We start from the raw sequence: 12,919 nt of genomic DNA, 5'->3' as shown, positions 1-12,919 counted from the left end.
TCGCCTCATCCGTAAGACGACCACACGGATATCGCGTAAACCGGATGTCTGGCAATACCGGTACAACGCTTTCGACCAGCTGACCGACGTCTACACGCCTGAGGGGCAGTGGTGGCACTACACCTACGACGCCCTGGGCCGCCGGACAACCAAGCGACAGCTGACAAGCGGTGGCGCTACCGTTCAGCGTATCGAGCTCATCTGGGAGGGAACTCGCCTTGTCGAGAACGCGTCTCTTACATCGATTAGTCGCTGGTCGTATCTCGACAGAACACACATTCCGCTCACGCAACAGACTTCCAGATCTGCAACGGAATCCGAATTCGAACTCTTCGTCACTGATCTGGTCGGAACTCCCGTTGAACTGATTAGTATCAACGCTCAGGTCACCGCTTGTGCAACCACGGACCTGTGGGGAGCAGTCGGTTGGCGCGGGGCATCACACACCCTATTGCGTTTCCCAGGTCAGCAGTACGACCCGGAATCCGGGCTACACTATAATCTGCACCGCGTCTACGATCCAGATTCAGGTCGCTACCTAACCCAGGATCCGATTGGACTGGCTCCCAGCCCCAATCCGAGTACTTATGTGCTCAATCCAATGACCTGGACCGATCCCCTAGGGTTGACGCCCTGCAGAAATGAAGACGGAAGTTACCAGGTCCGAAGCCCCAATCCGGCCTACCCTCCGGATCCCCGCCTTGATGAACTAATGAACAGGTCCTATCATCAGAATACGGATTGTTCGGAAATTGCAGAAATGATGCTCGAACGAGCAGATGGAGAAGGTAGGATAATCCGGTACGAGCCAGCCGATCGATTCGGTGCCGTCGGAACTCCGGAAAATCTCGGTCGCACGATCACTGACTATATCTACCATGAGGTATACACTGATGGTCGATATGTATATGACCCCGCATTTTCGAACACGCCGGTACCGCTCGGGGACTTTCATAGGATAATGAAGTCTCTGAACCCTGGAATCAGGTGGTAAAGATGCCTAACCTCCCGGAGAGGCCTTCGTCCAGAATCTTGAGAACCCTTGCAATATTGGGTCCAATAGAGTGGGCGAAGGTAGACGTTGGCTACGATTCCGGTAGCCGGCGTACACCTCCGTTCGTTGTCTGGCGGTATAGGGTTGAGCCAGGGTGGGTCAGCAAGGCTATCTCCGACGGAGTAGCTTCCTACAGTGGCAGGATAGAGTGGAGCGTCACCAAACCTGGGCGAAATTGGTTATTGGAGCCGCGCGAGATAGAAGCCGTCTACAAGGACAAGTTCGACCTTATCGGTAGAGATTTATTCGACAAGATTGGGGCCTCAGACCCGCACTTTTCGGAACTCGCAATTGAGGATTTCTCGGACCTATTCGAGCATCTCGCCAACGCTTGGCCGAGCTGGGAGTCTCGTCTGGGTTAATGCTCTAGAAATAGACAAGCAAATCGCACGGAGATACGCCGATGAGGACTGAGTTCAGGTGATATCGGTGACGGAAGCAGGCGGGCGCCGGCCGATCGATTTTGGAATTAAGGTCGACGGACTCCTGAAATGTCGAAGTTCCGAGGTTACGACGGACGAGTGGATTCCGTTGACACTCCAGTGGGGTGAACCCCTGAGTAGATGTCCGCTGTATTTCAGGATTTCCGGAACCAACGGCGGCGAGTTGGAGATCAAAGTCGATCCGGTAACAGGACGCCTAGCTGAGTGTGTCGTGATAGATGCCCCTCCAGTCGAGGAGCACCTTGGCGCCGGGACGATGCCTTGCAAACACGATTGTGTCCCCGTGATTGATCGAACACCGTGGGGCGCCGGCGCCACTGATTCGTTGGATGCGCGCCCAGTATTTCGAACTGCCAACCTCGCGATGTCGACATCGGAGACTCGAACGGACCTTGTGCTCGCTCGCGATCCTGAGGTGGAATGTAGCCAGTGCGGTGACATCGCGATCTATACGTCAGAGCAGGGTGAAATTGTGAGGATCGCGGTATTGGGTGCTCTCCCTGATCCCGGTGAGGATTTCTACCCGTCCGGGTATAAGTTGCGAATAAGGAAATCATCTTGAATTTCGTTCTACCGGACCATGACGATACGGGTCTCGTTGAGATCGTTGCACCCGGGGTTGAATGGGCTGTTTGGGCTGGTCTGGTAGACAGGTTGCTAGCGGACGGGTACTCGGTGACCCTGGAACAGGATGGCACGCCCATTGCGCCGACGATCGAAAGAGAGCTATTCGCAACGAGCTTCGATGCCGGGTACTGTCTGACGGTCGGGTTTCGACAGCAGGTGTGGTCGTCGGCGCTGTTCAGTGAGACATGCGTTGAGTTCCAAGGCGATAGTTCGATGATTAGTACCTCAGAAGACATCGATGCGGTGGTCAACTTCATGAGGTTGGTGCGTGATGTCGCTGGCGTGAAGGTGCTGTTGGTGCCTGAGACCATTTCCCTGTCGATTGCCAAGCCGTACTTCGTGGTTGATGTGGAGGACTGACTCATGCGGCCATCCACAACCAGAGTGGTTCGGTCGCAAGATGATTATCCAAGGTTTGGGAAAGCAACCTCGGGTGTAGTCCCAGATGAGTGAAAAGCGGGCGGATGCCAACGGCATGTCTTGGTCCACCGGCGAGGGCTTGCTCGAAGTGAGCGATCCCAAGGTCGTCGACAGAGCATTTGCTTGCGGGGAACCGCACGTCGGGATAGCTGTTGTCGGGCTGTCGCTGAACAATCCGGATCCTGATGAGGTTGCGCCAAGGATCGTTCGGGCAACCCTTTCGGTCGACAGGGAGACGCGTCGATTGGGATTTGTTGCGCTCGGCCATTTTGTGCGTATCAATCGCCGGATTACGCCAGAACTCGCGGGCGCACTTCGTGATTCCGCATCTGACGGTATTTCTGAGACTGCTCTAGACGATACGCTTTCGTATGTCCCTTTCCGGCGACTCCCGCCCTGGCTGAAGGTCAGGTTTGTCGCAGATAGGCTTGAGTGGATCTTCTCGGAGCGATGGAAGGGCTGAGATTCGTGCCGGATGTTCCATGATCCGATCGGCAGAAGGTCATCGGTGCCCAAGGGCCGATCGCGGAGAATGATAGTCGCGACTTCGACTGGCGAGGAGGGACCTGAAACCTGTGTGCAATATGGGAAGCGGTGGCATCGAGGTGACTAGTGGCGCTTGATCATGAAGATCGTGCGATTATCTATGGGTTGATAAACATGCCCGGTCGACCGGCTCGAGTGACGGAATCCGAGGTGCTCCAATACTTCAAAGTTGACGATGGGAAGAAGCTCGGACTCGACCTGGTTCGTGATGCAATCCTGCGGCGGGATTCTGACGACCTGAATGTGTCGATGGTGGTGTGCGCGAGTTTCGGGTACCACCATGAGCTGCTTCCGGTGTTCTTGCAGATTGCGTTGCAAGATTGGCATCGAGATCATGAGAATGTCGCGTTCCAACTTGGCATATTCGGGGATCCTCGGGCGGTCAGCGTCCTGCTGGAACTCGGCAGGTGGGTTCCCGGCTACCTCGAGTGGGATGACAATAGGGCGTTGGCTTCCAAGGCGATACATGCGCTCGCGCGGATTCCAGGGGAGGAGTCGGAAGAGGCGCTTCGCGCCCTACTCGATTCGGATGACGATGTAGTCCGGCGGCATGCTGAACGCCAGCTCGAGAAGCATAAGCGCAGGTGGAAGGATTCGGATGTGAGTTCTTCAAGCAACCCGCGTTGCCTCGATCTTGACCGATACCACGGCTGATGAGCGAGTACACGTGGGTCTTGTTCAGTGGTGAAGAGAAGCGTCGTATCGCGTCGCAAGGAATGGAGAGTCTTGCCAGTGAAAGGCTGTGTCCGCACTGCGGCAACCTCTCTCTGCGGTGGTATTGCCACGAATTGCGGCGGTATAGTGGGCGCGCTGTAATGATCGAGTGGTGTCCGAGATGTCGACGATTTGCGACCATGATGATCGAGACGCTTTCCAGGAAGTATCGACTATCGGACCCTCTCGATGGAACTACCTTGCAAGACATGATCGAAAAGAAGTCGCCGATTTCAACCTTATGGAAGCTCGACGATAAATGGAACCGAGGTCTTCTTCCTCAGAAGCTCAGTCCGAGAACAGATTGAACGATTGCTGTAGCGTCGGATGGTTGGAGGATTCTGATGCTGGCACCTCGCCGACTATCGTCCGCACGTGTCAGCCACCGCGCGACCCCTGATGGCTTGGTATCCGCGTACACGGGGAAGGAAGCGTTCAGTAGCGGTAGGCCGGGTCGGTGTCTTCGCGGTACTCCTCGAGGGTGCGGGTGAGGAGGTGGGTTAGGTGGGTGGTGAGGGCTTGGGGGGTGGTGGGGGTGGATTGGATGGAGGTGGTGGTGCGGATTCGGTAGCGGCCTTCGGGGTAGTCGATGATGTGGAAGTCGCGGGTGGGGGTGGGGCGGTTGTCGAAGGCGGGGCCGGGGTAGATGGCTATGTGGGTGACGGTGGTGCGGGGGCGTTCGAAGAAGCGGGTGATCTGGGCGTGGTGGGAGCGGGGGGAGTCGTCGGTGAAGGCGGTGAAGGGGGTGTGGTCGGGGGATTCGAGGTCGGCGCGGTTGACGTGGAAGGGGGCGGTGGTGCCGGGTGAGGCGGTGGGGAGGGCGGCGATGATGCGCTGGGGGATGGTGCGGGCGGGGAGGAAGTCCATGCGGATGGCGCCGCCGGAGTTGGGTTTGTCGGTGGGTTGCTGGGTGAGCAGGACCGCGGCGTTGCCGGAGACGGCGGCGTGGATGCGGACCATGGAGGTGGGGTCGGCGTCGGCGCGGGGCATGACCGGGGGTGTGGCGCCGGCGAATCCGGCGACTTCGATCCTGGCCTCGGGTTCGACCAGCACGCGCAGCGGGCCGTACATGTCTTCGTCGAAGAGGGATTGGATGCGGGTGGCGGCGGATTTGTAGGCGCGGTCGTAGGCGTCGGCGGTGGGTTCGGTGGGACGGTATTGCAGAGGGTAGGGCAGGATGTCGCGGCCGATGGCGTGCCAGAGCACGGTCAGTTCCAGCCCGGACATGGTCCAGGTGCGTTGGGTCATCGTTTCCATCCCGGGGTCATTCGCCTGATCAATGCCATTGCCTGGTCCCTGTGCTCGTCCGGTTCCGGACTCGCCGTCCCCTGCGCTCAGCGAACTCCGCGTGCCGAACTCCGAACGTGCCCGGCTCTGTGCTCGCCGAACGCTGCGCCCGTCCGGAGCTGAGCTCGGCGCGCACGGTCACGCGACATGCGGGGGCGCGACCGCGAATCGTCATCATCGCGGGCGTTATTCGCCCAGGACCGGCGGCACGGTCTTCGGCCGGTGTGCGGGATCGAGCCCGGTGAGTTCCTCGCCGTGCTCCTTGGTGACCAGCGCTTCGGCGATGGCGGACTTCTCCTTTTCCTTGTCGTCGTCGCCCTTGCCGCGCGCGGCGGGCGGCATCATGGGGCCCATCGCCATCGGACGGTTGCCACGGGCGGCGGCGGACGCGCCGGTTGCGGCGGCGGCCGCTGCGGGGTTGCCGCTGCCGGGTAGTGAGCGGCCGGGTCCACCGGAGACGATGCCGCCCGACCCGGAACCGAAACCGCCGGAGCCGGAACCGCCCGATCCGGAACCCGAGCCACCCGATCCGGCGCCGATACCACCGGTGCCGGAACCGCCTGGGGTGTAGCCGGTTCCGGGAATGCCGCCGGTGCCGAGGCCGGTGGTGGATGCCGGATTGGTGGAGGCGGGTGTGGTGCCGAGTCCTGTGGGGTTCGTGGCGGTTTGGCTCGACGGATCCGCCGAGGTGGTGCCCGGCTCGACGCCGGCGGTTGTGGTGTCTTCGGGTTCGCCGCCGCTGGTTTCGGGGGTTTCTTCCTCGCCGCCGCCGGAGATGTCCGGTGGTTCCACGCCACCGCGGCCGTCCGGTGGCCAGGGGCCGGGTGGGGTGACCGGCGGCACGGGGCCGGGTTGCTGGATGGGGTTGTAGGCCAGGGGGATTCGGGGTTGGCCGGTGTCGCCTTCGCGGATGCCGGGTTGGTAGACCCGTTCGAGGATGTAGTGGGTGGCGAGTTCGGCGGCGTTGGTGCGGTCTTCGTTCATCTTCCAGGTGGGGCCCGGCGTCCAGCTGGCGACCTTGCTGCCCCAGCCGCTGGTGTCCGGGCTCGGCTGGACGTTGGCCTTGGTCACCTCGACCGCCGACTTCACCAGCTCGACCTTGCCCGCCACGATCTTGGTGCCCGACACCAGGCTCTTGGCCTTCTCGACATAGTCGATGATCCCCTGAGCGGCCGCCTTCTTGGACTCGCCCTCCCAGGTGTCTTCCATCGCGGCAAGGATTTTCGGCCCGAAAGCGCTGAGCCCGGTCTCGAGCTTTTCCGCCCGCGCCTGCCAGGCCTGATGCAACGTGGTCATGGCGGCGACATCGACGGCCTGCGCTTTGCGATACAACTCGTCCAGATCCTCGCTGCGCACATTGCCGTACAAGCTGTCGGGAATACGCGGATCATGAAACTCACCGTCGAAATGATTGTCGGCGAGATCCTTGATACGGTTGCGCGCGGCAATGGATTCCGGGCTCTGATCGCCCAACGCGATACTCAAAGCGTTTTCGGCGGAATCCAATTCGTGGCCAGCGGTGACAACCGCGCCCAACGGGCCGGACAAGACGAGCTTACCGACATTGGAGACAATCGTGTCGAACGATGGAAGACCGAGCATCGCGCACCCCCCTGCGGATCAGACGCCGTTATAGCCTTGCGAATTCGTGGAATCCTGCTCTTGCAGGCGGTCGAGAGTTACTTGGATCGTATCACCCATGAGTGCCAATACCTTTAGGTGGTCTCGTAGGGCTGTCGCCAGGTCGCCGTCGCCTGCGGGGTCAAATGCCTTCAACCCGAGTAACCTGCCGAGTTCCTTGCCGCACTCGAAATCGCCGAGCCCGGTGACATTCGCCATCCGCTCTATGCCCGCTAGGCACTCAGTGTAGACGTTGATCTGGTCATCTATCGCCGTTCGGCAGCTTCGCGCCACCGCATCGTCCAAGTACAAGTTCCCTGACTTTGCTTGGTCGGCGAGGTATTGCCATCTCGAGATTTCAGCGTCAAGGCTCATCGGGCTATTCCTACTCTGCTGGAAACACGGGAACTACGAACTCGGATGCAGCCAGTGCGATTTCGCAGGGATCCCGATCGTCCGTGGTCAGTGGAGTTTTGTAGATAGAGACTTCAAATGTTTGCCCGTTGGACGGAAAGGCGATGTAGCACACGGAATTGTAGGCAGCGTCATGCGCTTTCCGGAACTGGATCCCTGAGCGTCCTGCTGCTGTTATGTCCGTAAAATCAGTATTATTCGGATCGGCTTTGATTTCGTCCACAGTGTGGATCGTCGACCAGATGCCCAGCGTGTAGTCCCAGCGGGATGGCTTGTTGTGCCACGAGCAGAGCTTCCACCCCTCCACGTTTTCTACGCCCGAGATTGTGGTGTCCTTAGTGGACGAATCCACCCCAACCTGGGCTAGCACATCCTCGCCGACTTGTGTGCACGGATCCCACAGTGCTTCGGTGGCGACAGCCTTATCTGTGGTCGAGACCGGGGTTGCGGTTCCCTCGTTGGTCGCATTGCACCCGGTCGCGGCCAGCAAGGTTCCCGCCAGCATCGCTACTGCCGCTGTCGTTCGTCGTCCCACCGCTGCTCCCGTCCAGCTGCCGATTTGTCCGCTCGTAGTCTAGGACGCAGCAGCGTGCCGATCGGTTCCACTCGATTCGAGCACAAGGCGGACGAGCCTACGGGCGCTGCGACCGGCACGGCCATCCAGCTGGTCCGACCGCTACCGAGTGGCGCTCGATAGCGGGCGGTTCTCACGCGATTCGCCCCGTTCAGGCCCACTCGCCAGGGACTAACGTGTCGAGCGTGCCGGGACGGGCTAGCGGTTGAAGGTGCCCCCTCTGAGTGCGCGTGCAAATGCATCCCACTCGCTTGCCGTGAACATCAACGCTGGTCCGGCGGGGTTCTTCGAGTCACGAACGCCCACGCCACTCGAGAGCCACGCCACCTCCACGCAATCGCTCTGACTGCCGCTGTAGCTGCTCTTGAACCACGACGCCCCGGATAGATCAGAGTTGGTCACGCTCGAGCTCCTTCGTCACCCGGCGAATCAGCTCCCGGGTTCGTACTTCGTCCAGCGATGCGCTACGGATAGCGGCCGCAAGCTCACTATAGAGGCGCACTTCGTCGGGCTTCTCGAGATAGACGTCCTGGGTCGGCCCTCCTTCGATGAAGACGACAGGTGGTTCGGGCGGCTCACCCTTGGTGGGCTGGTCGAACTCGAGGATGCTGAACGAACCGTGAGGCATTCCCCAGGTCAGCCCCGATCGGAAAGGATGTACTCGCAGGCTGACATTCGGCAATTTCGAGATCTCAGCCAAGTGGCGTAACTGCGCCGCCATCACCTTCGGGCTGCCGACGATCCGGTGGAGCGCCGACTCGTGCAGCAACACTTCCAGCTCGATCGGTCGCGATTTGCGAGTGACGATCACTTGGCGCTTGCGCCGATGCTCAACCCGGCGTTCGATGTCAGCGGGGTCTGTGAAGCCGGGGTAGGCGCCGATCACCGCACGCGCGTAGTCCCCGGTCTGCAACAGGCCAGGTATGTGCTCCTGATAGGTGATGAGGCGTTGGGCGGCAGCCTCGAGCCCGACGTACATGTTGAATGCCTCGGAGTACAAGCCTCCGTATGCGTGGTACCAACTCTGGGTCCTCGCCATTTCCGCAAGATCGACGGCCGCGCGCATCTCGTCAGGGCGTACGTCGTACAGCTCGCACAGCGCGCGCACGTCCTGCTTACGCACCTTCTGTGTCTGTCCGGCTTCGATGCGTTGCAGGGCCGAGGATGACAGGTCTACGAGTTTGGCCGCTTTGGCGATGGTCAGGCCGTTCGCGTCGCGTGAGTCTCGCAGAAATCGGCCGAGTTGGCGTCGGGGCAGAGTCGAGCTCGGTGTGGGTTCGTCGTCGTCGGTGATTGCCATGGTCTTCCCCCTTTGTCGCGTAATCGGATTGGATCGGTAACGCAATCGGGTCTGTTGTACAGCACAATCGGGTCGGGTCGTGGGCTTTCGGGTCAATTTGCTTCGGGTACCCGATTTCTCTGGTTCTTGCTGGTCAACGGTGGTGTCCTAGTCCCCAACGTTCGAGCAACACCGAAAGACCACGCATACGAATCCCCCAGACTCACAACAGCATCGGCGGGAGCGAGCTGATCGGCGAGGCGGTCGCCGATTGATCCCCTGACGTTGATTCGTTGCCGCGGACCGCTCGGACGCCTCAGATCTCGTCCATCGATCATGTTTCGGAGGGGCACATGTCAGATCCGCGCGTCGTGGAGGTCGGGCCGGGTGGCCGCAGACCGGCCGTTATCGGGTTTGTTCGTGAGGAGGTTTCCGGGCCGCATGCTGTCCGGCATGCGGCTGAGATACGCAGGTACGCCATGAAGTCGGGGTGGCGGTATGTGTATACGGTGCGGCCGCCGAGTGGGGATCCCGATCCGGTGGGGTATGCCCTCGGTATTGCCGCTGCGCTGGGTGTCGAGACCATTGTCGTGTTCGATCTCGCCCACACCGATTACACCCCGGCGCGGGTCTGCGACGAAGGGTACGACCTCGAAACCGTCTGCCCCGCAACCACTTGGACCCGAACCTCCACCACCAATGCCCCGCCTTCGGCCGAGGAGGCTGCACGAGTGGTGCATGAGACCGGCGACACGCCGTGCGGTCCGGCTTCATGTGCCACTCGCCGGGGTGCGGCGGCGTATCTGGCGGGGGCGGCGTGATGGCGGGGGAGGAGGTGCTTGCGGCGCCGGTGGTGTGTGGGGTCGCGGATGTGGAGTTGGCGCATCGGGTGATGCGGCGGCATCGGGAGTGCCGGGTCGAGCGGTGTGCGTGGAAGTGGGTCGCGTATTGCACGCTGGTGCATGTCGGGCGGCTCGCGCCGCAGTCGGTGAGTCCACGGGAGCGGGCTTATCGGCGGGGGATCGAGTTCGGGACTGCCGCTGCGGCGTCTGATGTCGGGTCGGGCGCGGGATCGGTCGGGCTGGATGCGGCGGTGGATGAGGGTGCGAGTGTTCGACAGTCGACCGCGATGACCGACCTCGCCACGTTGCGTCAGGTGCTCGATGGGCTCACCCGCTATGCCGGCGAAGGCCGGGAGGGGTGAGGGCGGTGGATTCCTGGCATGTGATGTCGAGTGTGGTTTCGGTGCTCGCGGGATGTGTGATCGCGGTGCTCATCATCGGGTGTTTGTGGCCGGAGGAACCGCCGCGGCGGGCGCACGCGCATCGCCGGGTCGCCCGGTCCGGTGCGCATCGTTCGCACCGCGTTGCACGCAGGCCTGTGGTGTTCGAGCAGGCCGATCAGGCGGGCTGGACGGCGTGGACGTGTGAGCTTCCGTTGGCGCCGTTGACCATCGATGACGCCCATCAAGCCATGCGTCATCACCGCGAACACGATTGCGCGCGCAAGCGTGCGGCGTTCACCGCGCTGGTCGCCGCCGGGCGCATCACACCGGATTCCTCGCGTCGATACCGGCGTCGGGAGGTGGCGTCGTGAACCATGTCGTGGTGATCGGTGGCGCGGGGTTTCTCGGCTCGCATCTGTGCCGGGCGCTGCTCCAGCGGGGCGATCGCGTCACCGCTGTCGATCCGGTCAGCGCCGAGCGGGCCGTAGCTATTCGGGACTTCGGCGCGCACCCGAACTTTGCCTTTCGCTGCGCGGATATCACGGTGCCGGGTGCGCTCGTCGGGCTCGGGGCGATCACTCACGTCGCCCATTTCGGCCATGGTGGCGGAGAATTCGGTGATCCGATCGAGGTGATCCGGGCGGCGTCGGCGGGCGCGATGGCGGCTTTGGATCTGGCTGTCGCGCATGGGGCGCGCATCGTCATCGCTTCCGGCGCGCACGGAGAGACTGATCGCCGGCGGCGTTTCACGAGCCGTCTCGACGCCGAATCCGTTCGCGGAGCCGCGGAACTTATCGCCGAAACGACCGCCCGCCACTACCCCGGAGCGCGGGTGGGCATCGCGCGGCTGTTCGAGGTCTACGGTCCGCACTCGAGGCCGGGCGCCGGTGTCGGCGCAACGCTCTGCGCTGCCGCTATGCGCGATCAGACCGTGTACCTGGACGACGAAGAGCGGTCGTTCGTCTACGTGACCGATGTGGTCGCCGCCCTGATCGCCCTGCTCGACCGCGAAATAGCGGGGCCGGTCGACATCGGCGGCCCGATGGTGACGCTCAGCGAGTTCGCGCGCACAGCCATAGCTCTCGCAGGGCGCGGCTGGGTGGAATGCATGCCTGCCCGCCGCAGCGACAGCGCGACCCGCCCGAGCAGATCCGAGGACCTCGCCTTGCGAATCGCCTCAGCGCCCAGCCCCCGGCGGCGACCAGACCTCGAACGAACCCAACAGCTGCTCAGGTGGGAGCCGACGACCTCCCTGCATGAGGGAGTACACCGAACACTCGACTGGATGCGTTCAGCGCTGCGAATAGAACTGGTCGGTGATCGGGCGCAGTGAACGTCGTTGCGGCTCGATGGTCACTGCCGCCTGTCGGCTTCCATTCGAAGCTAGTCCGCGGCCCATGAGACTGGGACAGAACGCGTTGGCAGGCTCGCGGTGCAGCATGCCTGTCGCCGGTTTGAGCCTAAACACCGCGGAACTCGATGTGCACGATTCGCGTGGTTTCGTCCCGTACGTCGACGGTGACTTCGCGAATCATCACGGTGCCGGACGACGAGGTGAACCATGCTTCCTGCCCATGTTCAATCCGGGGTGACGATTCCAGCGGGGGTCCGGCGATCGTATTGACTGTGAAGGGTGGTTGGCGGTGCCTGAGGACAGCGGGGAACCGAGAGCGCGCCAACATAAGATCGAGATCGGCTGGGGAGGTTTTCACGGCGATCTGGTACTTGCGGTCCCGGATGATTTCGCGTTTGACCAGCAGAACTTCAGCCATCTGCGGAAGTACCCATTCGCCGTATTCTGTAGCCTCACGCAGCAATTCGGGGCTAGTCGACTCTTCGACTTCCGCCACCATCATCCGATCGACGGTGTGATCGACAGCGCGATTACACCCATACAGTCCGGTGGAAACCAGTAGGCAGAGTCCGAGCATCCACGCAGCCCACCCTCTCCATTGCCTTCGTCGGATACTCTGTTCGCCGGATGGACGAATCGTCATCGAGGAGTTCCCGTCCCACTCGGCGCTGGGAGATTCAAATCGCCCACCGGCGGCAAATCTCCTTTGTAGTGTTTGATTGTAGAGGAGCCAATCATATCGAATTCTTTCGCCAGTCCGGCTGTGTGTAGGGCGCCAAGTTCGCGGTCAGTCCAGGTGAATCCAGCGATCTCGGTCTGCTTGTCGCCGTCCCAATTGTATCTGTCATACAGGTGGCATTGATAACGGAGGTCGATGCTGTACGATTCGCCGTCGCTGTTCAGTTTCTCGACTTTGACTGCGCCGCACGCAGTTGTTTCTACCGCGCCGATCGCCAGATACCAGTCCCGGTCTCGAAAGACATACTCTTTCCATGCTAATTGAAAAGACGCCGATATTGACTGGCCGGTGGTTACGCTGCCGATTCGCCTCGCGATATCCCAAACTCCTACAGTTATGAGGTTGTCGAAATGCAGCTTCAAGGCAGGCTCATCATGCATGATCCGATCTGGATCCAGCGTCCAGTCTGTGCCTGTGTTCGCAAGATAGTGTTCTAGATGGTCGGCGGCATTGGTTAATCCAGCGGCATCTGCTGCGGCGGTGGCAAAGATCATTTGGTCGAAGAACTGTAAATCGTCGTAACGAGCCCATAAAGGTTGGGATCCGTGCGCGCCCTGGCCCGGGTCAGGAGGCGGTGTTGGTGGCATCCCTGGAATATCGATCGACATCTACGCCCACATGTT

At 61.3% G+C, this 12,919-nt stretch carries 16 protein-coding genes; 8 read left to right on the top strand and 8 right to left on the bottom strand.

Annotation, left to right across the window (positions count from 1 at the left end; all coding sequences use genetic code 11):
• From FEK34_RS31210 to FEK34_RS24370, 4 genes are all read left to right on the top strand, one after another.
• The coding region (locus FEK34_RS31210; protein ID WP_138451368.1) for an RHS repeat-associated core domain-containing protein at window positions 1-994 on the top strand (994 nt) is incomplete at its 5' end.
• A 1,061-nt stretch (window positions 995-2,055) separates the two neighbouring features.
• Window positions 2,056-2,484: a hypothetical protein gene (locus tag FEK34_RS24380; RefSeq protein WP_138451366.1), complete on the top strand. Its 429-nt coding sequence runs from the start codon at window positions 2,056-2,058 to the stop codon at window positions 2,482-2,484.
• Between the two features lie 85 nt (window positions 2,485-2,569).
• Entirely contained in the window at window positions 2,570-3,007 is a 438-nt protein-coding gene (locus FEK34_RS24375; protein ID WP_138451364.1) for a hypothetical protein, read from the top strand.
• A 149-nt stretch (window positions 3,008-3,156) separates the two neighbouring features.
• Window positions 3,157-3,744 (top strand): HEAT repeat domain-containing protein, encoded by a 588-nt coding sequence (locus tag FEK34_RS24370; protein WP_138451362.1) that lies wholly within the window; start codon window positions 3,157-3,159, stop codon window positions 3,742-3,744.
• A 495-nt stretch (window positions 3,745-4,239) separates the two neighbouring features.
• On the opposite strand, the gene FEK34_RS24365 is transcribed toward FEK34_RS24370, so the two are convergent.
• The 6 genes from FEK34_RS24365 to FEK34_RS24340 form a co-directional block, all read right to left on the bottom strand.
• Window positions 4,240-5,052, bottom strand: a complete 813-nt coding sequence (locus tag FEK34_RS24365; RefSeq protein WP_171048364.1) for an ESX secretion-associated protein EspG — start codon at window positions 5,050-5,052, stop codon at window positions 4,240-4,242.
• A gap of 225 nt (window positions 5,053-5,277) precedes the next feature.
• Window positions 5,278-6,576, bottom strand: coding sequence for a hypothetical protein (locus FEK34_RS30165; protein ID WP_171048363.1), 1,299 nt, complete (start codon window positions 6,574-6,576; stop codon window positions 5,278-5,280).
• A 135-nt stretch (window positions 6,577-6,711) separates the two neighbouring features.
• Window positions 6,712-7,086, bottom strand: coding sequence for a hypothetical protein (locus FEK34_RS24355; RefSeq protein ID WP_014353582.1), 375 nt, complete (start codon window positions 7,084-7,086; stop codon window positions 6,712-6,714).
• Between the two features lie 10 nt (window positions 7,087-7,096).
• The gene (locus FEK34_RS24350) at window positions 7,097-7,660 is read right to left on the bottom strand and encodes a DUF3558 domain-containing protein (RefSeq protein ID WP_138451357.1); all 564 of its coding nucleotides are present in this window, start codon (window positions 7,658-7,660) and stop codon (window positions 7,097-7,099) included.
• 237 nt (window positions 7,661-7,897) lie between these two features.
• On the bottom strand, window positions 7,898-8,101 hold the full coding sequence (locus tag FEK34_RS24345) for a DUF397 domain-containing protein (protein ID WP_138451354.1): 204 nt from the start codon (window positions 8,099-8,101) through the stop codon (window positions 7,898-7,900).
• Complete coding sequence (locus tag FEK34_RS24340; protein WP_138451352.1) at window positions 8,088-8,999, bottom strand: helix-turn-helix domain-containing protein; 912 nt, start codon at window positions 8,997-8,999, stop codon at window positions 8,088-8,090. Before FEK34_RS24340 ends, FEK34_RS24345 begins: the two co-directional genes overlap by 14 nt.
• A 518-nt stretch (window positions 9,000-9,517) precedes the next feature.
• Between FEK34_RS24340 and FEK34_RS24335 the strand changes: the two genes are divergently transcribed.
• Genes FEK34_RS24335 through FEK34_RS24325 form a run of 4 tightly spaced genes read left to right on the top strand, consistent with a single transcriptional unit; the run spans window position 9,518 to window position 11,536 of the window.
• Complete coding sequence (locus FEK34_RS24335) at window positions 9,518-9,799, top strand: hypothetical protein (protein ID WP_138451350.1); 282 nt, start codon at window positions 9,518-9,520, stop codon at window positions 9,797-9,799.
• On the top strand, window positions 9,799-10,182 hold the full coding sequence (locus FEK34_RS24330; RefSeq protein WP_138451348.1) for a hypothetical protein: 384 nt from the start codon (window positions 9,799-9,801) through the stop codon (window positions 10,180-10,182). The genes FEK34_RS24335 and FEK34_RS24330 overlap by 1 nt, the downstream gene beginning before the upstream one ends.
• Window positions 10,183-10,187: 5 nt before the next feature.
• Complete coding sequence (locus FEK34_RS30160) at window positions 10,188-10,574, top strand: hypothetical protein (RefSeq protein WP_171048362.1); 387 nt, start codon at window positions 10,188-10,190, stop codon at window positions 10,572-10,574.
• Window positions 10,571-11,536 (top strand): NAD-dependent epimerase/dehydratase family protein, encoded by a 966-nt coding sequence (locus FEK34_RS24325; RefSeq protein ID WP_171048361.1) that lies wholly within the window; start codon window positions 10,571-10,573, stop codon window positions 11,534-11,536. Before FEK34_RS30160 ends, FEK34_RS24325 begins: the two co-directional genes overlap by 4 nt.
• 127 nt (window positions 11,537-11,663) lie before the next feature.
• Here the strand turns inward: FEK34_RS24325 and FEK34_RS24320 are convergent, their stop codons facing one another.
• On the bottom strand, window positions 11,664-12,059 hold the full coding sequence (locus FEK34_RS24320) for a hypothetical protein (protein ID WP_138451344.1): 396 nt from the start codon (window positions 12,057-12,059) through the stop codon (window positions 11,664-11,666).
• A gap of 137 nt (window positions 12,060-12,196) precedes the next feature.
• Window positions 12,197-12,904 carry a hypothetical protein gene (locus FEK34_RS24315; protein WP_138451342.1) on the bottom strand — a complete coding sequence of 236 codons (708 nt, stop codon included), beginning with the start codon at window positions 12,902-12,904 and terminating at the stop codon, window positions 12,197-12,199.
• Window positions 12,905-12,919 lie beyond the last annotated feature (15 nt).

The organism is Nocardia cyriacigeorgica (genome assembly GCF_005863245.1).
Lineage (GTDB): Bacteria > Actinomycetota > Actinomycetes > Mycobacteriales > Mycobacteriaceae > Nocardia > Nocardia cyriacigeorgica_C.
The sequence above is the reverse complement of the archived record's forward strand: the minus strand, read 5'-3'. Positions and strand labels throughout refer to the sequence as shown.